The sequence below is a fragment of the Leclercia sp. LSNIH1 genome (genome assembly GCF_002902985.1).
Classification (GTDB): Bacteria; Pseudomonadota; Gammaproteobacteria; order Enterobacterales; family Enterobacteriaceae; genus Enterobacter.
In genome coordinates this window covers 25,062-47,553 of record NZ_CP026171.1, presented here as the reverse complement: position 1 = coordinate 47,553, position 22,492 = coordinate 25,062, and the positions used below count along the sequence as shown (strand labels likewise).

The 22,492-nt window shown below is 56.9% G+C and carries 18 protein-coding genes and 1 pseudogene; 7 read left to right on the top strand and 12 right to left on the bottom strand.

Features of this window, described 5'->3' with window-relative positions:
- Window positions 1-16 precede the first annotated feature (16 nt).
- From C2U54_RS25365 to C2U54_RS27890, 4 genes are all read right to left on the bottom strand, one after another.
- Window positions 17-859, bottom strand: coding sequence for a replication initiator protein A (locus tag C2U54_RS25365; protein WP_004883059.1), 843 nt, complete (start codon window positions 857-859; stop codon window positions 17-19).
- A 26-nt stretch (window positions 860-885) separates the two neighbouring features.
- On the bottom strand, window positions 886-1,170 hold the full coding sequence (locus C2U54_RS25360) for a helix-turn-helix transcriptional regulator (protein ID WP_004883058.1): 285 nt from the start codon (window positions 1,168-1,170) through the stop codon (window positions 886-888).
- A gap of 112 nt (window positions 1,171-1,282) precedes the next feature.
- Window positions 1,283-2,050: a DUF2285 domain-containing protein gene (locus C2U54_RS25355; RefSeq protein ID WP_103181207.1), complete on the bottom strand. Its 768-nt coding sequence runs from the start codon at window positions 2,048-2,050 to the stop codon at window positions 1,283-1,285.
- Between the two features lie 343 nt (window positions 2,051-2,393).
- Window positions 2,394-2,945 (bottom strand): DUF2958 domain-containing protein, encoded by a 552-nt coding sequence (locus C2U54_RS27890; RefSeq protein WP_004883053.1) that lies wholly within the window; start codon window positions 2,943-2,945, stop codon window positions 2,394-2,396.
- A gap of 118 nt (window positions 2,946-3,063) precedes the next feature.
- On the opposite strand from C2U54_RS27890, the gene C2U54_RS25345 reads away from it, so the two are divergent.
- Window positions 3,064-3,357: a helix-turn-helix domain-containing protein gene (locus C2U54_RS25345; RefSeq protein ID WP_064717570.1), complete on the top strand. Its 294-nt coding sequence runs from the start codon at window positions 3,064-3,066 to the stop codon at window positions 3,355-3,357.
- On the opposite strand, the gene C2U54_RS25340 is transcribed toward C2U54_RS25345, so the two are convergent.
- The 4 genes from C2U54_RS25340 to C2U54_RS25315 form a co-directional block, all read right to left on the bottom strand.
- Window positions 3,354-3,620, bottom strand: a complete 267-nt coding sequence (locus C2U54_RS25340) for a hypothetical protein (protein ID WP_034138236.1) — start codon at window positions 3,618-3,620, stop codon at window positions 3,354-3,356. The genes C2U54_RS25345 and C2U54_RS25340 overlap by 4 nt on opposite strands.
- 39 nt (window positions 3,621-3,659) lie before the next feature.
- Window positions 3,660-3,974 carry a DUF736 domain-containing protein gene (locus C2U54_RS25335; RefSeq protein WP_004883051.1) on the bottom strand — a complete coding sequence of 105 codons (315 nt, stop codon included), beginning with the start codon at window positions 3,972-3,974 and terminating at the stop codon, window positions 3,660-3,662.
- A gap of 810 nt (window positions 3,975-4,784) precedes the next feature.
- A complete protein-coding gene (locus tag C2U54_RS25320; protein WP_004883050.1) occupies window positions 4,785-6,851 on the bottom strand; it encodes a ParB/RepB/Spo0J family partition protein in 2,067 nt (688 codons plus the stop codon).
- An 80-nt stretch (window positions 6,852-6,931) separates the two neighbouring features.
- Window positions 6,932-7,762, bottom strand: coding sequence for a DUF932 domain-containing protein (locus C2U54_RS25315; RefSeq protein WP_103181206.1), 831 nt, complete (start codon window positions 7,760-7,762; stop codon window positions 6,932-6,934).
- A gap of 679 nt (window positions 7,763-8,441) precedes the next feature.
- On the opposite strand from C2U54_RS25315, the gene C2U54_RS25305 reads away from it, so the two are divergent.
- The 5 genes and pseudogenes from C2U54_RS25305 to C2U54_RS25285 all read left to right on the top strand — a co-directional run bounded on the left by C2U54_RS25305 (window position 8,442) and on the right by C2U54_RS25285 (window position 14,735).
- On the top strand, window positions 8,442-8,633 hold the full coding sequence (locus tag C2U54_RS25305) for a type II toxin-antitoxin system RelB/DinJ family antitoxin (RefSeq protein WP_004883046.1): 192 nt from the start codon (window positions 8,442-8,444) through the stop codon (window positions 8,631-8,633).
- A 61-nt stretch (window positions 8,634-8,694) separates the two neighbouring features.
- Window positions 8,695-10,104, top strand: a complete 1,410-nt coding sequence (locus C2U54_RS25300; RefSeq protein WP_004883043.1) for a Shedu immune nuclease family protein — start codon at window positions 8,695-8,697, stop codon at window positions 10,102-10,104.
- Between the two features lie 105 nt (window positions 10,105-10,209).
- Window positions 10,210-12,348: an AAA family ATPase gene (locus C2U54_RS25295; protein WP_004883041.1), complete on the top strand. Its 2,139-nt coding sequence runs from the start codon at window positions 10,210-10,212 to the stop codon at window positions 12,346-12,348.
- A 2-nt stretch (window positions 12,349-12,350) separates the two neighbouring features.
- Window positions 12,351-14,150 (top strand): annotated as a pseudogene (locus C2U54_RS25290) (UvrD-helicase domain-containing protein).
- Between the two features lie 288 nt (window positions 14,151-14,438).
- Complete coding sequence (locus C2U54_RS25285) at window positions 14,439-14,735, top strand: hypothetical protein (RefSeq protein ID WP_040113300.1); 297 nt, start codon at window positions 14,439-14,441, stop codon at window positions 14,733-14,735.
- A gap of 5 nt (window positions 14,736-14,740) precedes the next feature.
- Here the strand turns inward: C2U54_RS25285 and C2U54_RS25280 are convergent, their stop codons facing one another.
- Window positions 14,741-15,772, bottom strand: a complete 1,032-nt coding sequence (locus C2U54_RS25280; RefSeq protein WP_040113301.1) for an IS630-like element ISEc33 family transposase — start codon at window positions 15,770-15,772, stop codon at window positions 14,741-14,743.
- 103 nt (window positions 15,773-15,875) lie between these two features.
- On the opposite strand from C2U54_RS25280, the gene C2U54_RS25275 reads away from it, so the two are divergent.
- Window positions 15,876-16,841, top strand: a complete 966-nt coding sequence (locus tag C2U54_RS25275; RefSeq protein WP_052958985.1) for a hypothetical protein — start codon at window positions 15,876-15,878, stop codon at window positions 16,839-16,841.
- A gap of 239 nt (window positions 16,842-17,080) precedes the next feature.
- Here C2U54_RS25275 and C2U54_RS25270 read toward each other — a convergent pair whose 3' ends face one another.
- The 3 genes from C2U54_RS25270 to C2U54_RS25260 form a co-directional block, all read right to left on the bottom strand.
- Window positions 17,081-18,148, bottom strand: coding sequence for a PDDEXK nuclease domain-containing protein (locus C2U54_RS25270; RefSeq protein WP_004883035.1), 1,068 nt, complete (start codon window positions 18,146-18,148; stop codon window positions 17,081-17,083).
- Window positions 18,145-19,344 carry a tyrosine-type recombinase/integrase gene (locus C2U54_RS25265; RefSeq protein WP_022652142.1) on the bottom strand — a complete coding sequence of 400 codons (1,200 nt, stop codon included), beginning with the start codon at window positions 19,342-19,344 and terminating at the stop codon, window positions 18,145-18,147. The genes C2U54_RS25270 and C2U54_RS25265 overlap by 4 nt, the downstream gene beginning before the upstream one ends.
- Before the next feature lie 502 nt (window positions 19,345-19,846).
- Window positions 19,847-22,303: an Ig-like domain-containing protein gene (locus C2U54_RS25260; protein WP_022652143.1), complete on the bottom strand. Its 2,457-nt coding sequence runs from the start codon at window positions 22,301-22,303 to the stop codon at window positions 19,847-19,849.
- Between the last annotated feature and the right edge of the window lie 189 nt (window positions 22,304-22,492).

Below are 22,492 nucleotides of genomic sequence, written 5' to 3'. Positions count from 1 at the left end.
ACACCTTTTCCACGAGTTATCCCCGTGCCGTGTGCAGCACGGGCCGGAAGGTCAGCAGTTCTTGTCCGTCGTCCGGCATTCGCTCGATGCCCAGGACGTAGCCGGGCAGCGACTGCCGCGCCACCAGGACGCGCAGGTCGTAAGCGAAGTCGGAGAAGCGCGCAGCGCTGCCCGACTTGCGGTGCAGGTGCCGGAAGTCGAATTGCCAGCCGCCCGGCTGCTTGCCGCCGTGCTTGCGCACCAGGCGGTACAGCCAGCGCTCGATCCCGCCCTTCAAGCGGAAATAGGCTGGGTCGATGGTCAGCACCAAGGCGGCATCGAGCACGCCCGCATAGAACCAGTCCGGCAGGATCAGTTCGATGCCCAGCGGCACGCCGCTGGCATCGGCCAGTTCCTTCCACTCGTTGATCCACGAGAAGCGATGCAATCGCCTTCCCGTGGTTTCGCGGATGGACGTGGCCACCGTGGTCGATTGCAGCCGGTCGAGCGCGGCTTTCAGGCGCAGGTAGTCGTTGAGAGACGTGCCGCGCCCGATGAAGCGCAGGATCTCGTAGGGAGTGGCGCGTATCCAGCGCGACGGGCGCAAGCCCGCGTCGCGCGCCTCCACGATCTGCGAGGCGGCCCAAATCAGCAGGTCGGCATCCCATATCGTTGCGATGCCGTGCTCCTGCGTACCCTCCACGCGGATGGTGATGCCGCCGGCGCGGAAGTCGATCGGCGCGGTACGCCGCGACTTCGCCAGCGAGAAGAACGGAAAGGCCATCAAGTCCTGGCTGTCGCGGGGTGCCATGTCGCCCGGCAGCGCGCGGAACAGGTCGAGCTGTTCGCGCTGCAAGGCTTGCCCTGGCGGGCTGGACATGGCGACGGCCACCCACGCGCCAGCGATCAGCGGCCATCACGGTAATCGCCCGCGTGGCGTTCGGCATATTCCGGGTCGGAAGTCGCCTCGTAGCTGCGCTGGTCGGCCCAGGCATCGAGGTCGGACACCGCGTACATGACGCGGCGGCCGAACTTGCGGAACTTCGGGCCGCCGCCGATCACGCGCTGTTTCTCCAGCGTGCGTGGCGACAGGCGCAGGTACTCGGCGGCTTCGTCGTTGGTCAGGTAGCGTTGGGGCTGCGCAGGCGCAGCGACAGCAGCGGCGGCAGGCCGCAAGGGAGCGGGTCGCATGGGATGTACCTCCATCAAGCCCGGCCACACCACGCGGCCGGTTAGAGGCACTTTCAAGAAAGCGAGGCTGCTTGCTAAGGGACGATCTACGGGGGACGCGAAACGTCCCCCCCTACTGCAACGGCGGCGGAAGCTGTGCCAGGCGGCGATAGCCGCCACGCATCAGCGCATCGCCACGACGTACCAGCCGCCGCACGCGGGCACGTAAGGCGCTGTCCTTGTGCCAGTCGGCGGCGACGGCATCGGCGCCGAACAGCCCTTCGGCCACTTCGCGCAATGACGCGCCCGCCAGGGTCGCGTCGAGCGTCTGCAAGGTGTGCAGTTCCAGCACCGCGGCCGTCGTGGGCCTGGAACGGGCCGCCGCCGCAGGCGTGGCAACCGTGGCCACGGCCAATGCGTCCAGCTCGGACGCGAGCGTGCGATAGCGCGCGCAGGGCGTGGCGCAGGCGCGGGTGGCGTAGAGGTAGGCCATGCCGTCTTCCAGGCCCGGCGCGAGCGCGAGCCGCAGGCAGCAGCCGGGCCAATGCGACACCAGCACCAGGCGCTTGCCGTCGTGGATCAGTTGCTTGCGGCCAGGGACGCGCCAGAACTCGAAGGCATGGGCTTCGGGTGGCGGGTCATCGTCCGGGTAAACCTGCACGACGGCATCGTGATCGGGAAACCAGGCCGGATGCGCGTCGCGCGCATCCAGGGCTGGGTCTTCCAGCAGGCGCAGGCCCCACGCCTGCGCCGTGTCCGGCCGGCGGCGGCGGCGCAGACAGTCGCGGCGGTAGTCGGGATTTCGGCGCAGGTATTCCCACGCCAGCGCAGGGCCGTCAAGGTGCAGAACGTAGAGATAGGCCGCTGTCGGATACCAGTGTTCGGCGCTGCGATCAGTCATGGCGAAACCTCCCTCTGTTTGGGATGCGTCGCCACGATTTCCGCGATGCGGGAACTATCGAAATGCCATCAGGTCGTCATCAAAATTGGTTAGGCTGTAACTGTCGGTGTCAAGACCATTTGGCTCTGCGTGTTGCGGAAATCGTCTGAATGCGACGGCTACGCCTTCAGGAAAATGACGCGCAGCACCGAACACCGTGCCGCAGCCCGCGCCCAAGATCAGGACTGTTTTCAACAGGATCGCACCACTTCGGTGCAAGAATGCGGATTCAGACCTGCACGGTCTTGATCAAGATTGAAATAGTCACGATGCGCCCCGGCTGGCTAGGCCGCGCTGGTTTTCATCAGTCCGTGATCGCGCCGTTCTCCTGCGCCAGCCGGACGTACTCCGATAACGGGCGCACCGCCTGGAAATACCGATCCCGCCGCACCGGCAGCTTGCGCGGCCCGACGATGCCCGCCAGGTCGGACAGCTTGACCATCCCGAGCTCAGGCATACCGATACCGAGGTCGATCAGGCCGTAGGCCGTGTCGCCATCCGCCGGGTCGAGCGACACCAGCAGCCAGGTCACATGCGCGTCCGGGGTGAACAAGCGCACCACGGGCAGCGGGTCGAGCCGCTGACCAGCGGCGAGCGCCGCGCCGTGGGCCAGCAGCCGGGCGCGTTCATCAGCGGTGACAAGCGGCAGGGTCATGGGCAGCTTCTCCACGAAACCGACGATGCGCGAATGCGCTTTGGTGCCGAAGCGCAGAACTGCCGAAACGCATCCGTGCATTCGTGTGGAAGCACCGATGTGCAAGCCATCGCATCCGTAGAAGAACAGAAGCGCCGAAGCGGAATTGTCGGAAGCCGGAAAGACACGGATGCGATTCCCCGGTTCTGTCGGAATCCGCATCTGCGGATTTCCGTAAAAGCACGAAAGCGGGCCTTTCAGCCATGAATGAACACTATAGATTGTAGCCCTATAGGGCGCAATGGGCTGTCATCTTGGTTTTTATGGGGAAACCAAGTTAGTGACAGCGAAACACTCATTGGCAACGGCAATACGGACAGTCAGGAAGGCGCGAGGCTTGAGCCAGGAAGCGTTCTCCGACGTGTCCAGCCGCACCTATATGAGTACGCTGGAGCGCGACTTGAAAAGTCCGACCCTGCACAAGCTGACCGAGCTGTGCGAGGTCATGGAAGTGCATCCGCTGACGCTGTTGACGCTGGCCTACGCCGGCGACGACACGCACAAGGCCGACGAACTGCTGGCGCGGGTGCGCCAGGAGTTCGAGGCCGTGCTGAAAGAGCGCGACGCGCCCTAGCGCGTCTGAATGCCCGCAAGCGGAGCGCGCAGCGCCGCCAGGCGCGAAGGCGTGAGGGATTGAAGCCGAATGGACATGACGCCATTGGCGGCATGGGGCGCAGCCCGAAAGCCCGGCGGCGCAATGCGCCGACACGCCATGCTGTTCCTACTGCCACGGGCTTCGAGCCATTCGACCATCACCAATGCAATGCTGGCCTTGGACATGCGGGACATGGGGCAACTGCCGAAACCCTGTGCGTGCGATGCTGCGATCAGCAGCACCGCGCCCCGCCGCAATGGGCGGGGCGCGGTGGGCGGCCGTCAGGCCGCCTTGGGCTTGCTGCGCGACCAGATGAGGTCGTGCGTGTCATTCTCGCCTTCGATCAGGCGGGCATAGACCGTCGCCGGGAATGAAGGATCGTCGATGGCCACCGACAGGTAATCCCGCCCGGCCTCGCTGGTTTTCTTCCACGCCGCGCCGAAGTCGTGGCCGGCCGCTTGCAGGCGGAAGTCCGGGGCGCTTTCGTTCTCGCCCTTGTCGTTGGGAACCAGCTTGACCTTGAAGTTGAGGGTCAGGGTGCGGAGCTGGCCGGTGAAGCCGTCTTTCTCTGCGGTGAAGGTGCCGATGTTAGCCATGATGATTTCTCCTTTCGGGTTGAACAAGGTCGCGCCAGTGCGTCCTTGTTGTGATCCGTCCGGCGGGGGATGGGCTGGCCGCACCGCGCAGCGGTCGCAACACCGTGGAGAACCTGGAAGCGAAAAGAATTTGTCCCGCGAGGAATGCGCGCAGCGCAGGGGGAATTGTTTTCGCTGGAAGGTTGCGGCCATGAAGCCCAGCCACCGCCAGGATTCACAACAACACAAGGACGTACTGGCCGCCCGCTCCCGAATGGAGGCATGGCCGACTCGGCATCCCCGCGCGACGGCTTCACCGGCCTGCGCCCTGACACGGGCAAGGACAATGCCCAGCGACAAGGTGAAAGCGTCCCTACTGCTGCTTGCGGCCCTTTGCGTGAGGCGTGGCGTGGAAGCTCCATTGCAAGGCCGGGCGGCGTGTCGGTGAACCGTCCTTCGTGACGTACAGGCGACGAACCGCCAGCGTCGAGGACGGCACGCTTTCGTGCAACCTGCGGCAGCAAGCCGGGGCGTAGCCCCACACGCCCGTCCATTGCGGTGGGGCGCGTTCGGAATGTCGTCGGCGCTGTGCGCCGACGCACTTATGGGCTTCGAGGGTTTCCCGCGCACAAGGTCACTTGTGCGCCGCCCCTTCGCCGTCCGCCCGAAGGCGGCGAAGGGGCGTTCTGGCTTTGGGCTTGGAAACCGGGCGCGGCCACCGCCGCGCCCGGATTTTTGACCATCGGCACCAGGGCGGAACGGCCTGGGGCCGATGCTGATGGAACAGCGAAGCGCCCCGGCCGAAACCGGGGCGCTCGGTGGTGGTGAAGGTCAGGCGGCGAGTGCGTGGGCCTGCTGCTCGTCGTCGTTGTCGATGGCTTCCGGCTCGTCGTTCGTCACCGCCTGCGGCGCATCCTGCGCCGTGGTGTCGTCGGTGCCTTCGGCCTTGAAGATGGCAGGCATCCAGCCGGTGCCATCGGCCAGCCGCTCGGCTTCGCTGGCAATGTCGGCCTTCTTCAACTTCGCCAGCCGGGTGACGTGCGCCGGGGCGTACTGCTCCACGGCTTCCAGAATCGCGGCCTTCGGCACATGCCGGAAATAACCCTCATTGGTGGGCTTCCACCATGCGGCCATGTCCAAGCCGACAGCCTGCGCCAGTTCCGCGCCCGGTTGCTGCGGCGTGGCGCGGGGTGTCACCACGTCCACCGTGACGGCCACGGATATCGCCAGCAGCCGCACCAGTTCATCTTGCGACTTCGCTAGCAGCACGGCGAACAGTTCGGCGCTGTCCTCCGGCAAGCCTTCGCCTGCTACCTGCTGCAACTCGCGCAGCGCCACGGCGGCGGGCGAATCCGGTATATCCGGGGCGATGCCTTCCAGCCGGTCTTGCGCTTTCAGGCTCACGCCCAGCGGCAAGTCGTGGCCGTAGTGGCTGCCCTGCAAGACGGTCTGCACCATGCCATGCACCAGCGCGGCCAGCGCCACTTGCGGATGCCGGGCGACTTCGATTTGCAGCGCGGCGGTGCGGTGGGCGCTCAACCGCTGCGCCAGCTTGTCGGACATGGCGGCGGTCTTGGGCTGCTCGTCGTCCTCGCCTTCGTCGTCGTTCCCGGCTTCGCTTTCGCTGCCGAAACCTTGGCGCAGGCGTTCCAGTGTGCGCAGCGCCTTGGCCTCGGCCTCGCGCATCAACCCGCGATGAATCACTGCCTGCCCGTTGCGGTCGATGGTGACGATGGCACCGGCTGCGGCCTTCACGGTCGTGCCGTAGTCCTGCAAGCCATCTTCCAGCGCCTGCAACTGCTCGCCCACGGCTTCGCCTTCTTCCTGCAAGGCATCGGCCTTTTCCTCGTCTTCGGTATCAAGCGCGTCATCCACGGCGGCGGCCAGTTCGTGCATCTTGGTTTGCAGCTTCTCGATGCGCTGCGCTTCGCGCTTGTTCGGTTCGCGGCGCTCCCTCGGCGCACGCTGGAAGGCGTGCAGGTCGGCATGGGTCACGGCGGGGGTGGCATCCACCCACGCCCAGCCTTCGTCCTTCACCTCGGCGGCGATACCTGCCAGCTTGTCTTGCGCCAGCCGTTCCAGCAGCGCGGCATCGGTCAGATACACGCCCGCGTCACCTTCCGCGAACAGGTCACGGCGCACACCACCGCCTGCGGCTCCGTAGGTATCCAGCCCCACGAAACGCACCAGCGGATGCCGGTATGCGTCAATCTCGCGCTCGGTGAGGCGGTCGCGCAATTGGGAAGGGTTGCGCTGCCACGTCGGCGCGTCGTAGAACGCGGTTTCCTGCGCGGCGTGGTCGTCGGTGATGGCAAGGGCCATCAACTGATCGAGCGTCACGGCTTCGGCGCGGTAGTCGGCCAGCAGCCGGGGCGAGACGTTCGCCAGCTTCAAGCGGCGCTGCACCACCAGCGGCGTGACGCTGAAATCGGCGGCTATGTCCTCGATGGGTCGGCCTTCGGCCACCAGCGCGGCGAATGCCTCGAACTGGTCGGCGGGGTGCATGGCTTCGCGCTGCACGTTCTCGGTGAGGCTGGCCGTGCGGGCGGTGCCATCGGCCACCAACAGGCAAGGCACTTCCCATTCCTTGCTGATGCGGCGCTTCTTCGCCAGCAGCTTCAACGCGGCCAGCCTGCGGCCACCGGCCACGACTTCGTAATGCTCGCCATCGGCGGCGGCAATGACGATGAGGTTTTGCAGCAGGCCGACACGCTGAATGCTCGCGGCGAGTTCGGGAATGGACATGCGCGGGGTCTTGCGCACGTTGCGGCCAGCAGGACGCGACACCAGCCGCGACAGCGGAACCAAAATCAGGTTCTTGGTCGGGTCGGCGGCTTCCAGCGGGATAGCGGCGGCGGTGTTGAGGGCGCGGGCTTCGGTTTGGGTAATGGCGTTCATGGTGATAACTCCTATCGGTTCAGGGATGCAGCAGCGAAGAAAGCGGCAAGGGCTGCTGCCTGCCCCTGCCGCGTGGGGAATCAGGCCTTCAACTGGCGCAGGCCATCGGCCAACATCCAGAGGGCGCGATTGAGGCGCACATCGGAATCAATGCCCTGCACGGGGCGGGTCTGCTGGCGGCGTCCGTTGGCGCTGCGGCCATGCAATCCGCCTTTGGTCAGGTTTTCTTGGGTGCGGTTGAACACGCTCCACAAGTCCGGGCGGCGGTCGTCGAACCGGCGCGGCATCAGGATTTGGCTTTCCGTGATGGGCGCGGGCTTGTTATCGGTGGGGTCGTACTTGAGGGCCAGCGCGGAACGGGCGAACACTTCGGCTTCGCCTTCGTCCAGCGTGATAGCGCGCATCAGGTCGCGGGATTCCTTCACGCGTTCGAAGTCGCTCAACACCTCGAAAGCGCCTTCGATGACAGAACCGGCCACGTCGCCCTTGTGCGGCACGCGCACATCGGCCACGGTATCGCCGCACACAAGGCCATTGCTGCAAACGAACCGGAACATTCCGGCCAGCATCTGATAGCTGCTGGTGCCGTCGTGCGAGTTCAGCAGCACGATTTCATTGGCTTCCGCGCCGTTGATCTGACTGGCATGGCGCAGGCGAATCATGTGTTTGGTGTAGTCGCGGCGGTCGTCGTGCCGCACGCGGGTTTGCGCTGCCATGAAGGGTTCAAACCCTTCCTTGCGCAGTTCCGCCAGCACGGCGGCGGTGGGAATGTAGGCGTACCGTTCGGAGCGGCTATCGTGCGGGGCCTCCGCGAAGATGGACGGGGCTACGCGGCGGATTTGGTCGTCGGACAGCGGGTAGTCACTGCGCAGCGTCGGGGAATGGGAAGCGAATCGAGATGCGAGTTGCATGGTTTTCTCCAATGAGTTGCTGTGGTTTCAAAGCTGACCGGATTCCAAGATTCGGAGCCCGTTGTGGCTTCGGTTGGTTCGGCGCAGAGACCTGGGCCGGTCCTGTTTGCCGCCGTCTTTCCTGAGTTCATCGCCCGCGAAAAACCGGGCCAGCGAGGGACTGGCCGTCAAGGGAGAAGCGCAGGGTTGGTGCGGCCCGCAGCGCAGCGAGGACTCGGCCCTGCGCGCCTTGACGGCCAGGCACCGCGGGCTACGGTCGCGGGAAAAAGCGATGAACTTGGGGAAAGACGAACAGCGGCCAATGGGCCAGGGGGTGCGCTGAAACCAACGCCGCGCGGCGAGCGCCCCTGCGTGCCAGCGGCACGCCTAGCTGGATGGCTGTTGGTCGATCAGGTGCAACCTGTTCGGTGCATGCGAGGGGCGCCAAGCAAGGCGCGGCGGGGATGGGCTGTCCAGCCGATCCCCTGGAGGGCAAGCGCCGCGCGCAGGCCAGGAGCGAAGAGACGGCCGGAGGCATCAGGGATCAAAGCCGCATGGCCGCGACTCGGCACGAGGCGCGGGGCAACGCCCGCGAGCCCGACGGCGGCACGCCGGGATGCTCTACTGTTCACAACAAAATGTAAGTGACGCAATAGTACTTATGAGCCACAATGTAGCTACATCTATTGTGAGCGCAACAATGGCAAGTAACGACGTCGTTCGTGCCCGGATTGACGGGCAGATTAAAGAAGCCGCAACTGTTGTTCTGGCTGAAATGGGGTTATCAATTTCGGATGCGATTCGGATGCTGCTGACCCGAATCGCGGCAGATAAGGCACTCCCCTTTGACATCAATCGTGTGTCGTCCGATTCTGATCGGAAGGCACCATAAGGTTGCGCTGAGGCAAGGCCCGCAAATCGTTTCTCTGAACAGTAGGGATCAAGAATAGTTCATGGCATCTATCAGACCTTCAGCATTCAATCAACGTGAGCGTTTGGACGGCGGCCCCTTCCTTGTCATTGAAGCAGCCGAACCGGAAGAGGAAGGCATTAACGTTTTCTTCACTGATATTCCCGCAGCGGAGCGCAAGCCGGATTCGCCAATAGCGAGACTGCTCAATGTGTGTCCAGACAGATTGACCATTTGGCCTCTTAATATTCGAGAAGATCGCGACGATTACCTGCAACCTAAATACGGCACCCTTGAACGCATCGTCGTCGCTCGGCCTGTTATCGAGCCCTACATACTGCCAGAGACTACTGACGATGTCGTTGGGCTTCTTGAGCAGTTGCCGGATGGGTTTGCCAAAGATTTTCGATTCGGTTTGGGGCTTCTGTGGGAATATCGGCAAATTTGCGAAACAGCCGCCAGCTTAGAAAACGTAAGCATACTCATTGTCCACAAAGGAAATGACGCGAAAATTGATTCGCCATTCTTTATTCTCGGAATAAGAAGATTTCATGAATTAAGAAAAGAATTAAATCGCATAGCCTCTCGCCACCAGAGAGACGCGCGCAAGGACAAGCAATTTCATGTCTACCAGACCTTATTACATGCTGCCGATTCAGCACAATTTCCCGCTCTAAAGAAGAGCGTAAGACCTGATGCACTAACGGAAATGACCGATGGTGGGCGGCAGCATGTGACGCTTTCCAAGCGTGATCGGCGCGCCGCTGTTCGCATGGTTCAAGACAATATAGAAGCACTGGCGGAATCTGAGCCGCGCTCGCTGCTGGCATTAAAGAATGATATTGAGCTCATCACACTGAATCAACTGATTGAGCGATACCAGGAAATGCTTGGAAAAGGACTGACGGAAAGCAAGTGGCAAAGCTTCTTTCTGGAAAATCCTTTCATACTTAGTCTTGCATTTGCCGTTCCAGCCATGCTGGTTCAGGGGCAAGCTTATGCAGGTGGCAAGCGACTTAACGGGTCCGGCGGAAAATTTTCAGATTTTCTATACGCATCCGCTTCCACGGGCAATCTTGGCCTCATTGAGATAAAAAAGCCGCAAACCGAACTGCTAGGAAAATCTCCCTATCGTGGAGATGATGTTTTTGGCCCATCGACAGAATTGGGTGGAGCGATTGCTCAAATTCTAGATCAGCGTTTCAAATTGCAGAGTGAACTACCCGTCATAAAAAATAACATGAACCGATACGACCTCCACAGCTATGCGGTTCGCTGCATAGTTGTCGCTGGCATGACGCCACAAGAGCATCAGCAAAGAAAGTCATTCGAGCTCGTTCGAAATGCGTTCGCAGAGATCGTGATCGTGACTTTCGATGAACTACTTGCAAGGCTAACCGAGATTAAAAATGCGCTCCAACCGATTCCTACCTTAGACACGGTGCCGTTCTAAAACCAACTGACAGTTGGCCATTCCGTAGTTGGGATCAATGGCTGCAGTGTTCAACCAATCCATCGGCCGATCGGCATGTGGATTTCAACAACAAGATTGAATCAAATGCATATATCCAAGCTCAGCCTGGTCAACTACCGGAACTTTCCCAACACGAAGCTGCTGTTCCAGAAGGGTATCAACACTGTCATCGGCGAAAATGGATCTGGCAAAACCAATCTCTTTCGCGCAATCAGATTGCTGCTTGATGACAACATGATTCGCTCTGCCTACCGGCTGGAGCATACCGACTTTCATCGCGGCCTAGGGCGCTGGCAGGGACATTGGATCATCATCAGTCTTGAGTTTGAGGAAATCTCTGCGGATGAATCAGTGCAGGCGCTCTTCCGACATGGGACGGGCGTAATTGAGGAAGAGGCGAACGGCAAGGCCACTTACAACCTGATCTTTCGTCCGAAGAAGGAAATCAGGCTGCGACTTTCTCAATTGAACGATGGTGATCAGGCAGGCCTCGACGCTATCCTGAACCCGGTCACCATCGACGACTATGAAACGATTTTCACAGGTCGGAGTGAAGCCGACTTCAACGACGAGGCCTTCTATAAGGATGTGGTCGGCGACTTCGCGAATGTTCGATTCAATGAAGAGGTTGAATTTCGTGTTATCGGCGCGAAGATTCCGAACGTGCTGTCCGTCTCCAAAGAAATTTCGTTCACTTTCGTCCAGGCGCTACGGGACGTCGTCTCCGAATTTCACAACAACCGGACAAATCCGCTCTTTTCGCTTCTGAAGGGCAAGAGCGGCGATATCGACCCCGTGGCGTTCCAGGCTATCACCGACGGGGTAAAGGCATTGAATGACTCCATCGAAGCGTTGCCAGACGTGCAGGTCGTCCGGACGGATATCAGAGACACCATCAAGGATGCGGCGGGTGAGGCGTATTCGCCGTCTTCTCTTTCTATCAAGTCGGATCTGCCAGACGAAGCTGACAAGTTGTTCCAGTCGCTCAAGCTGTTCGTTGGCGAATCGGGGGAGAGCCACGAAGGACCGATCCACGAGCTGAGCCTTGGTGGAGCAAACCTGATATTCCTCACGTTGAAACTGCTTGAATTCAAGTATCAAAAGGCTAAACAGTCGATCGCCAACTTTCTGCTTATCGAAGAGCCGGAAGCTCACATTCACACACATATCCAGAAAACACTGTTCGACAAGCTCAAATACGACGACACACAGATCATTTATTCGACCCATTCGACGCACATCTCTGAGGTCAGCAATGTTCAGAACGTGAACATCCTCGGCAGAGAAGGTGATCGTTGCGAGGCATACCAGCCTGCAATTGGCCTAAACCCAGAAGAGATCGGCAACATTCAACGCTACCTGGATGCTGTCCGTAGCAACTTGTTGTTTGCCAAGAGCGTCCTCTTAGTGGAGGGCGATGCAGAAGAAATTCTCGTTCCGATCCTGATCAAGAACGTGCTAGGCGTCAGCCTTGATGAACTCGGCATCAGTTTAATTAATATCCGCAGCACTGGATTTCAGAACGTCGCGGTTCTTTTCGATGATGCCCGAATCCGGAAGCGGTGCAGCATCGTCACCGACCTTGACAAGTCCATCATTGACACAACGCCGGCGGCGGGAGACTCCGAAGGGCTGCTCCGGCGCAAGGGCAAGTATCAGGCATCCCAGGAAAAAGGGGTCGCCAGGAAAGCGTTATTGGAAGACACCTTCAAAGATAACGGGTGGGTTTCTCCATTCTTTGCCCCCCATACCTTCGAGGTCGACTTCATTGCCGCCGGCAATGCGCGTAAGGTGGTCGGCATCCTTCCTGATGTCTACAAGGATGCACCAACCATCGCGACGGCCAAGGCGGAGCTCGAATCAGCGGACATCGCGTTGTTCGGTCAGCGCGCATTGACCATGGCGGACAACTACGGCAAGGGATGGTTTGCCATCTTGCTGGGAAAGAAGATCGATCCGCAGACCGCCATTCCGAAGTACATCTTGGACGCCATCGCTTTTGCGCATCCGGTGGTCACTAAGGAAGTCTGGTTTAACGTGCTGAGCTACCGCGTGAACTACATCGATGCAGAAGATATCTTCACTGCGTCTGCCGTATTCGACGACTTTAGGGCCAAGCTGCTGGCCTTCCGAAATGGAGACATCGACTTCGTCGGCATCCGAAACGAGATGCTTGCCACGTTCCCAGATGATCGCATCAACGATGTACTCGCGGTGTTCTGATCATGTTCATGTGGAACAAAGATGATCTGAATCCCGAGCAGGAAGCAGCCATTCTGAAGCCAGGGAGCGTCTTTCTCATCGCTTGCCCGGGCAGCGGGAAAACGCGCACGCTCACCTACAAAATCGCCTATGAGTTGTCCAGGCTGAAATCGAACAAGCAGTTTGTCGTTGCCATCACTTATACGCACCGTGCCGCCGACGAAATCCACGAGCGCATTGAGAGCCTTGGGGTGGATACATCCTGATTATGGATAGGAACGATACATTCGTTCTGTCTTGAATGGATATTGAAACCGTACGGCATCTATCACGAAGCGTTGGATCGAGGCTTCCGTGTGATCGATCAGCATGAGCGCGAGAAAATCCTGGAGGCATTGTGCAAGCCTTACCAGAAGCCAAAAATAACATTCTGGGATTGTGAGTTTTATTACACCGAAACTGGATATGTGCTCTCCTGCCCACAAGATTGGAAGCATTCGGGTCTTCACGTCATATTGGGCAAGTATTTTGAGATTCTGCACGAAAGTCGGCAGCTAGACTTTGAGCTCATTCTTTACTATGCGTACCAACTGATCGCACGTCATCCTGCGATCAGCACTCTTCTGGCACAGTTGTTCTCTTTCGTGCTGATCGACGAGTATCAGGACACCAAACGAATTCAGTATTCGATCATCACCGCCATTCTGAAAGCTGGTCAAGGTGCGACCAAGGCCTTTATTGTCGGAGATCCTAACCAGGCGATTTATCAATCGCTTGGCGGATATCCGATTGCCTTCGAGGATTTCAAGGCGATGGCCAATATCGATTTGGACGAACTCGAACTGTCGCGGAACTACCGTTCTTCTGAGCGCATCATTGAGTACTTCGGAAACTACAACGTTCACAACACACGCATCGAAGCCGCATCCGAGGACAAGGCGTACCCAAGCCTTATTTCATTCGACGACACAGTGAGCAAAAATGATCTGGACGCTGAGCTCATCCGGCTCATCCGTTTCAACATTGAGACTATGGGCATCTCACCTCACGAGGTGTGCATTCTCGCGCCACAGTGGACGCATCTTGCAAGCATGACACGTCGTTTGGTCGCCAGCATGCCGGAGTACTCATTCGATGGCCCCGGTATGGTTCCCTTTGCACGGGACACAGAGAATTTCTGGTACAGGCTTTCTAAGATTGCACTTACTCAGGCATCGCCGGGAATGTATGTGCGCAGACTGCGGTGGGCCGGGGAGATTCTGAATGACCTAGAGGCGGCCGGGGCTAGCGTGTCGAAGCTCACGCGGAGGTCCTTGTTGAGGGAGTGCAATGCAATTAAGATCGATGAAACAGATGGTCTTACCTACTTGAGCGCATTTTTCGAGCGTCTGTTTGCAAACTTAGCAATCGACTTTCGCCTTTTCACGCTGCTTCAAGAGCATCACGTTGCCTTCTTCGATAGTTCGCAAGCCCGGGTAAATCGATTGAAGAGTGAAGGTAGCGAATTTATAGGCGATATTGAGACATTCAGGAAGGTATTTCAGCATAGGACTGGAATCACCATCTCGACGATACACGGCGTCAAGGGAGCCGAGTTCGATGCAGTGATCGCTTATGCATTATTAGAAGATATGGTGCCGCATTTCAATGATCCGAACGGTCAAGAAAGCGCGATGAAATTGCTGTATGTCATTGGTTCGCGGGCAAGGAAGAACCTGCACCTTGTTTCGGAACGAGGTCGAGTTCGCCAGTATTCTGGCGAAGAGTATCAAGTAACTCGCAAGCTTGCCTCATGCAGTTTTGGATACGATCAAATTCCATAGAAATCACGAGTAGCGCAACCGCGCTCTCTATGGGATGCCCTACAGCTTTGTTTAGCGTTTGGCTGAATCATCTGCGCGCGGCTCGCTCTGCATGCCCTGCTGTCGCCAGCTCAACATGCAAGCGGAGCGCGCAGGCCCGGATCACAGTGTCGGGCCGTGGAGGGCTGGCGAATGCCAGTCCCGTCAGGGATGAGCGAATAGCGAACGTGGAGCAGCGCGATCCACAAAGTGGAGACGCTCAAGGTTCCGTCGCTTACTATTTGGACTACGGCGAGTTGAGTAAAAAATATGAAAAATATCTTTGAAGAAATCAATGAATTTTCTTCGGAAAAAATCGCGTTATTCAGCTTTGGGAAATTTTGCTACGTCTTTCTTAATAAAGACCCGATCTTTGTCAAGAAATTGCTTCCCCTCATCCAAACCTCTCTGGCAAATGAGAGCTTTCAGGCAGACGTAATGCGTGCTTATACGGAGGGCTGCATGAATGAAAAGGCGGCCATTCTGAAAGAATTTGAAGCCAAACGCGACCATCCAAACGCAGCCAAGTTTTATGGGCCACAGCTTGATCTAAATAGCTGCGCCTAATACCGCTACACTTTTGCCTGACCATGTTTTCCTCCGGGGAATGGGCTGGCGGTTTCCATAAAATGGCGGACCTTTTTCAGTAACTGCCACATTGAGCGGCACTGATGATTGCGGGTTATCGTGTCATGAAGTGCCTGCCATAGCCGTTCCACATGATTCACCCACGGCGAGTAAACCGGCTGGTAAATTACCCTGAACTTGGGATTTGCTTTCAACCAGCGCTGTGTTTCGCGGCTTTTATGGATAATGTAGTTATCAACGATCAGCGTGATTGTTTTCGCCCGCCGGTAAGTGGCTTTCAGGTGCTTCAGCAGAGCGATAAACAGCGCTGAACTTTTGCTGTTGCCGCCCACGTAGCTGACTTTACCCGTGCCACTGTGCAGTGCGCCGGCCAGATAGTATTTTTCGTTCTGCCCCGGCGTCACTACCCGTTTCTGCTGTCCGCGCAACTGCCAGTCCGCACCGATTTTAGGATTAAGGTGGATATCCACTTCATCTTCATAAAATACCGGATGCTCTGCGCTGCATTCATCCAGCGCTTTGTGGATTACCGCCATCTTTTCATCTTTATGTGGGTCACGGATACGCAGAGTTGGCGCGGCCCTGCGCCATACAAGCCCCGCAGATGGCAACCAGCGGCGAACGGTTCCTGCATGTAACTGGCAACCGGTTATCTCATTGATTTTTAATGCCAGTAATTCGGTGCTCCAGCGTGAACGTTGATAACCAAAATCGCCGGGAGAATGCTTTATCAGCTCACGTAACAGGGTGCAGATATGTTCAAAAGGCCAGCGTCGGGAGCGCCCTGCGGGTAAGGATTTCAGGCCTTCAATACCTGAGTGCGTAAACCAGTTAATCCAGCGACCAACGGATGAACGGGCACAACAGAGAGTTCTGGCAACATCGCTGACCCGTTCACCCCGATGAAGCATTAGCATGGCCGTGAGTCTGCGGGCATGATTTTTATCACGCGTTTTATGAATAGCTTTCTGCATCAGGCGTCGTTCGCCACGGGGTATTGGTACTATGATCGGCATCGCTCAGCCCGGTTGGTGATTTTGGTTGGTTTGGCGATTGATCAGATCGCACAATCCGGGCTGAGTTCCCTTTCAGTGATCTACTATTCCGCGCAGCTATTTAGTGGACAAGCGATTGGCTATAAAGACAATCCAGCATTTAATGGACTACTTAAATAATTATCTCAACGAGTATCCGGGATCGCTAGAAATTCTCAACAATTCCTACAAGCATATCCATGACGAAGATGGTGTTTCGTACATAAAAGAAAATTACGCAAATTATCGCATTGGCTGCATTTTTTATTCCAAGCACCAATCAATCATGGGGAGGGCTGAGATGCTGGAGCTAAAATATTCCAAGGTAGTTGAACGTGAGTACGAGAAAATTGGAATTGACATAAGAAAGGAAGATGCTCAGTTCTCTAAATATAGTCTTGTCAGCCTGAACGAGAATATTCAGATATTCAACGACAAGGATAGTCAGACAATACGCGATGAACGCATAGGGCGACACTTCTGGATAAAAGTTCCGAGGAAGCTGCTTACCTCTATCGAGGAACTCATTGAAAAAGGAATGCTGTCCGAAATAGCATTCAGGATTGATTACGTCTCCGATTATGTCCCTGCAATGGAGGAGATGGAGTTTGGCGCTCCGTTGCGATTGAAAATATCTTCCCTTCCTAGATTGTCAAAGTTCTACTCCACCGATAAATATGAGAACAATCTATGGATTCACCATGACGCAGAGAAGCTAAGTTTGACTTTTGAAGAATTGATGGAGGACTTTGAGGTGGCAGGCGACGACGTCGTAACGCAAGTCATCCATCTTGAATACAGTTCAAAAGGCGATGATTTTTTTATAACTCACTTGGATCACGAATTTATCGTATATACGTTGGATAGCTATCAAGAAAGATTGAGCAATGCCAACATCAAGGGGCATAGAAAAATAAAGACATTCAAAATAGATAACTCAATGATCCCGTTTGATATAAATATTAGCGGGGATCTTTTTCTGTTTCAGGTTCTCGATTCGTATTTAAAAAATGATGACTTGATTCGTGAATATTTTGAAAAAATTAACTGACTTTATAGTTTGAGATATTTAATTAAAACAGCGATCGGCATAGAACATGGCGCTGCTGCCCGCGATAATCATGTGATTGGGCGCTCGCGCCCACTAGCCCCAGTGCATCCTTGAGCCGCAGGCCAGTTCCTTATCGGCCTATGGCGATTCCACACTAGCATGGAGCCTCGATAGAGCAAGAGATCCGTTGCCACATGCTCGTGCTGTGGTTTGGGTGTACGGTTGGACAGATGCTGCTGTCAGGACTTCTCGCCAGGCTGCCGCTGCTCGATCTGCAACCGCGCCCGTTCGGTCGCCTGCTGCAACCGCTCCCCCAGCACCGCACGCGGCGGCAGGGTCGTCAGGTATTCGGCTACGTGGATGCCCGACTTGTCCAGCTCCAGCAACTCGATCTGCTCTGACTTCTTGCCGGTACAAAGAATGATGCCCAGCGGCGAGGCTTCCTCCGGTTCGCGTTCGTGCTTGTCGAGCCAACGCAAATAAAGCTCCATCTGCCCCTTGTATGCTGCCTTGAACTCGCCGATCTTCAACTCCACCGCCACCAGCCGCCGCAGCTTGCGGTTATAGAACAGCAGGTCCAGGTGGAAATCCTCGTCGTCGATCTGGATGCGTTTCTGCCGGGCTAGGAAAGAGAAGCCCGCGCCCAACTCCAGCAAAAAAGACTCCATTTCGCGGATGATCGCGGCTTCCAGGTCGCCTTCCTGCCAGGTATCGCGCAGGCCCAGGAAGTCGAGGATGTACGGGTCGCGCATGACCAGCGCCGGCGACATGCGCTGCGCATCGCGCATCGCCGCCAGCTCTTGCGTGATCGTCTCGTCCGGCTTCTTGGACAGCGCCGTGCGCTCGTATAGCATCGAGTCGATGCGCTCGCGTAGCGTCCGCACGCTCCAGCGTTCGGCGCTGGCCATTTGCACGTAGTAGTCCCGCTGGAGCGGGTCTTTTAGCGGCAGCAGCGCCACGAAATGCGACCAGCTCAATTGTCGTGACAGCGTCACGACAATTGGCTCGTCCGAGAAGGTGGCGGCGAACTGCACCATCCGGCGCAGGTTCTTGTCCGCGAAGCTACGTCCGTAGTCGCGGACAAGCTGCGCCGCCAGGGTCGGCAGGATTTCGTCGCCGTACCCGGCCCGCTGCCCGGCAAGCACTTCCGTATGGATGCGCTGGCCAATGCGCCAGAACAGCAATGTCAGCTCGGCATTGACCGCCGAGGCGACGCGCTGGCGCGACGCTTCGATCAGTGCCCGGATGTCGCCCAGCAGCGCGGGCGGCGCTGCTGGCGCTGAGACGGATGCCTTGCGCCGGGTCATGCGGCCACCTCCTTGGCTCCCTGCATCCCGGTGATCGTCTTACGCCGATTCGCCACCAGTTCGGCCGCCTCTCGCACCGGCTTATCCTCGGTGTGGACGTAGCGCATGAACATGACGACGGTCTTGTGCGCCGTTAGCGCCATGCCGACCTTGACCGGGATGCCCGAATTGGCAATGTCGGTCGCCGAACGGTGGCGGATGCCGTGCGTGCCCACGTGCGTAGCGCCAGCCGCCTTGAGCGCACGGCTCCAGCCACCGTAATACTCGCCCGTGGTTAGATGCTTGCCAGCGTGGCTAGGAGAAGGCAGCACATAGCGGCTACCCTCCTGCCGGGGTGCCGTCGAGAGTAGCCGATAGGCTTCCTCGCTCATGGGCTTAGACATGCCGCCTGTCTTGCTGTCAGGCCAGACGACGCGCCGGTTCTGCAAGTCAACCCAGTTCCATTCCAGCGCGATGATTTCCGAGCGGCGGCCGGCGAACTCGAACTGCAGGCGGATTCCCAAAGGGATGACGTAGTTCTCCAGCCCCTCCGACTCGATCTTGTCGAGCTGTCGGAACAGGTTGCCCATTTCTTCGTCGCTGATGAGGTGAGTCGATTTGCCGGCAGGGAACATCGGGACGTGACGGCAAGGGTTGGTACCGTCGGGCCGATAGCCCCATACCTCGGCCATGTTGAACATCTTGCGCAAGACGCTGAATACCTTGTTCGCCTCGGTCTGCTTGTACGAAAGCTTTTCCATCAGTCCGGCGATTTCAGGACGCTTCACGTCCTGAACTTTCTTGCGTCCCAGCAGCGGAATAATGTTGCGATTGATGACAGCCTGATAGCCGGCTTGGGTGCTGAGCTTGTTGCGCTTCTTGGAGTAGTCCTCCATGAACTTCGTGCATAGCTCCTTGATCGTAGGTGCCTGGCGCGCCTCCGCCTTCTCTGCGGCGGGATCTCCGCCTCGGCGGACTTGGGCCAGCCATTCCTGCGCCAGCGACCGCGCCTGTTCGACGGTCAGCTCCCCGTACAGTCCTAGCGAGGGCTTGCGGCGCTCGCCAGCGTTCGTCCGGTACTGGAGCATGAACACCTTGCGACCCGCCGGGGTAATCTTGCACAGGAAGCCGGGGACCAGCGTGTCCCGGAGTTCGACGGCCTCTGCCTGGGGTTGCGCCGCATCGACAGCGGACTTAGTGAGTTTGATCTTAGCCATGATGACTCCTTGGAAAGACCTGGATTCCAAGGGCCGGATAGGAGTCAGGCGGTCGGAAGTCAGGTCAGGTTTCGGAAAGCACCGGCATATGTTGAACTCGCTTAAGTCATTGATAAACCTGCTGTATCGGGCTGTAGCGTAGTCCAGCGAATTTCGGTGCTGGAGTCATGGTGAAATAAAAAAGCCTCCCGTTTAGGCGCCTCTTAAGGATGGGTTTTCGTGGCTAAAGATGAAAAGCAACACGCTTCCCGGTTAGGAGAGTTGCCCAAATCCACTATGCCGGGTGAATGATGTGTTGATCCATGCTGACGGGTAGGTGTATGGGCAGATCCGCAGAGAGCGGCAGGCCAGTTTCATTTGCGGTTTTAGTGATGGGACATCAGGTTATCCACAAAAACGGTGCATAAACCTGTGACCGGAATCTGGATAAGATGGGATAATCATCATCGCGGTGCCATTACCTTGAAAGGGTGACCCGGTACCGGGTCACCCTGCCTCGCTTTTACTTCAGTTCCTCGATATTCAGCATAAATTCTGACGTTCCGCTGACGCCGGAAATCGATGGGAAAATCGGGAAGCTGCGGCTGTCACCCAGACCCAGATCCAGCTGAACGTTTTTGCTCTCCCCTGGTGCTGCGGAAACCCCATTCACCGTAACGCCGAAGGCCGCATCCTTACGTACCGTCAGTATCGCGTCCTGTTTCCCTGTTGCGATAGAACCGTCCTTCTTGCGCAGCTGGCTGGCATACAGTACAGCCAGCGGCGTGTTGTCGGACGTTTTCAGGGCGGTACTGACGGAGATGGTCTTAAGGTTCTCCAGACGTACCAGGTTGTTCGGCAGGTAGTTAAATTCGACGGCGCTTTCTTTAACGTTGTTCATCTCGTCTTTGGCATACACGGTCAACGTGTAGGTTTCACCGTCATTAAGTGACGGGAAGATCTTCGGGTAATTCGGTGTATAGAGATCATTTCCGAGATTTACCCAGGACAACTCAACAGCATCAGATACCGGTCCACCTCGAAGCGTCATGCGAGTTAACGAGGGTTTGGTCAGAGTATCTGCGAGCTGAATTCGGACGTTTTCCAAGCCGAACACTGTCACGTTGCTGGTGATAGGTTTGTTTTCGTAGTTGATACTGATGGACGGCGGCGAGTTATCGACCGTCACGGTTTTGTAGGCTAAGCTTCCCGTGTTGCTGAAAGAATCCTGGGCGTTGAGCTGCACGTTATAGCTGCCCTCCGGGATCTGTTTCAGGTTGAAGTCGTAAGTATAATTCCCGGTTGCTGTGTTACGCCCCGTTTGTTTTCCTGTCACGTTGATATCCGCGTTATTGCGGGATTTGTCAGACAACCACACCCGGCTCAGTTTAACGGCATCGAAATACCATCCGTCTCCTGGCTCGTTGACGAATACCTGAAGAATGTTGGTCGCATCATTGTAGTTGTAGCCAGTAACTGTGGGCCCCTTTGTATGCCAGGCGATGTTTTCCCAGAGCGGCATGAAGAAGGTGGACTCGGTTGTCGAACGCACTTCATAGGCAGTATGTATATAGCCGGTGGTACCGTTTGTAATCGCCTGTGTCAGGTCGACAGTACACGACGTTGACCCGGCAGGGATCTTGCAGGTGGCACTGCCGGTAATTGCTTGTTCGTAGGGGCGTGCTTGCACAGTGAAACGGATCTTGGTTAGGTTCACCGGCATATCTGAAGCCAGAAAATTTTTCCAGTCGACGCTATTGAACCAAGTGCCGTCAGACTTCTGTCGCTCAATCGCAGGACTCCCCCACGCAGGACTTTTTACCGCCGCCGGGTCCCAGTTCAGCCAGGAGGCGTACTGAGTCAGACCGCCACCGGCCCATTGGTACCTGTTCACAGGGCGATAGTAGTTTCCATCCAGAGTACCCTGTGGGAGCTTCACTTCTACGTACACATAGGTCGTGTCTTCTGAAATAACCTTAGAGCCGCCATAATTGTTAAGAATGGTGATGCCGCCGTTACGGTATGGCTGCCAGTTAGTTCGGGGAATACGAATGACCATCCGGTACGGGTTTTCGAGTACAGAGAGCCCCCGCACAAACGGTACGTACCCTGAAGAGATCCCTGGAACCACACTCGTACTGACTCGTGAGTCATGGACCGCAAAGGGCGTATATTCACCTATCTGGTCATCAAATAAAAAGCGCTGCGGAGGAATATTCAGCGTGTTTCCGGCCTTATCAGTGATGATAAAATTGAAGGTGAATTCTTCATTGAGATCGCTGGTGGGCATGCCAGGTTGAGTGACCGCTTCCTTTATCCAGGGGTAAAAGGCACGTTTTGCCGCCGTGTCGTAGCTGAGTGTATTATCGGAAACGACTGTTCCATTGCTGCGCTTGATGACCAACCGGATCTTGTCTATGCCATACGCATCATCAACGCCGTCAGCAAAGATGGAAAACTGGCCAGAACCTCCGCGACCGAGCTCCCAAAGTGGTCCACTCAGGACCATGTCATAGCCTGCGTTCTGGCTTGGGTATATGCTGGTGTACTTCGGCGCTGTAGTATCGATGGTGAAACGATACGTTGTGGAACTTACGACGGCTTGCTGGAGATCTAGCGTGTCATTGATTACCGTGAAAGACCCTTCACCAAGTGCAGGTAACCCCATGTCCTTTCCGTAATACTCTGTGCCGTCGGCAGCAACAATGCGGTCTGCAACACTTATCTTGGCCGTTAGTCCCGAATACATAACCTTTTTATCACTGTCCCTGGTTACAGTCACACGTTCGTACCGGTCTAGACCGGAAATTAAGTTTAGGGTCAGGGCGCCAGCCGGATTGAGATAGCTCTGCGTTGCAGGCTTAAGCGTCATTGCCAGCTGATTGGTGTCGGTATAGGAATAACTGAAAATCTGAGCCGCCGCCGGATAAGTTGAAGAGATGGCCGTGGCAATGATACAGCCTGTCAGTATTTTACGCATGTGATGCTCCCGGGATGTATTTGTCCCTATTTTACAAAATCATTTCTTCTGACCTTGCTGGTTATCAGAGGTATTTCATAGCTTTAAACTTTTGAAAATGTCCGTTATAACAACTTTGGCGAGGTAAAAATTGGCAACGGATTGACTATTGAGATGGATCTTCACCAGGACGAGAAAAAGTGACTTTTC

Excerpts from the sequence above, each read along its gene's own strand:
- C2U54_RS25295 (WP_004883041.1), top strand. The coding sequence starts at position 10,210 with ATGCATATATCCAAGCTCAGCCTGGTCAACTACCGGAACTTTCCCAAC.
- C2U54_RS25320 (WP_004883050.1), bottom strand. The coding sequence starts at position 6,851 with ATGAACGCCATTACCCAAACCGAAGCCCGCGCCCTCAACACCGCCGCC.
- C2U54_RS27890 (WP_004883053.1), bottom strand. The coding sequence starts at position 2,945 with ATGCGGATTCCGACAGAACCGGGGAATCGCATCCGTGTCTTTCCGGCT.
- C2U54_RS25300 (WP_004883043.1), top strand. The coding sequence starts at position 8,695 with ATGGCATCTATCAGACCTTCAGCATTCAATCAACGTGAGCGTTTGGAC.
- C2U54_RS25285 (WP_040113300.1), top strand. The coding sequence starts at position 14,439 with ATGAAAAATATCTTTGAAGAAATCAATGAATTTTCTTCGGAAAAAATC.
- C2U54_RS25365 (WP_004883059.1), bottom strand. The coding sequence starts at position 859 with ATGTCCAGCCCGCCAGGGCAAGCCTTGCAGCGCGAACAGCTCGACCTG.
- C2U54_RS25355 (WP_103181207.1), bottom strand. The coding sequence starts at position 2,050 with ATGACTGATCGCAGCGCCGAACACTGGTATCCGACAGCGGCCTATCTC.
- C2U54_RS25280 (WP_040113301.1), bottom strand. The coding sequence starts at position 15,772 with ATGCCGATCATAGTACCAATACCCCGTGGCGAACGACGCCTGATGCAG.
- C2U54_RS25335 (WP_004883051.1), bottom strand. The coding sequence starts at position 3,974 with ATGGCTAACATCGGCACCTTCACCGCAGAGAAAGACGGCTTCACCGGC.
- C2U54_RS25315 (WP_103181206.1), bottom strand. The coding sequence starts at position 7,762 with ATGCAACTCGCATCTCGATTCGCTTCCCATTCCCCGACGCTGCGCAGT.
- C2U54_RS25265 (WP_022652142.1), bottom strand. The coding sequence starts at position 19,344 with ATGGCTAAGATCAAACTCACTAAGTCCGCTGTCGATGCGGCGCAACCC.
- C2U54_RS25260 (WP_022652143.1), bottom strand. The coding sequence starts at position 22,303 with ATGCGTAAAATACTGACAGGCTGTATCATTGCCACGGCCATCTCTTCA.
- C2U54_RS25360 (WP_004883058.1), bottom strand. The coding sequence starts at position 1,170 with ATGCGACCCGCTCCCTTGCGGCCTGCCGCCGCTGCTGTCGCTGCGCCT.
- C2U54_RS25270 (WP_004883035.1), bottom strand. The coding sequence starts at position 18,148 with ATGACCCGGCGCAAGGCATCCGTCTCAGCGCCAGCAGCGCCGCCCGCG.
- C2U54_RS25305 (WP_004883046.1), top strand. The coding sequence starts at position 8,442 with ATGGCAAGTAACGACGTCGTTCGTGCCCGGATTGACGGGCAGATTAAA.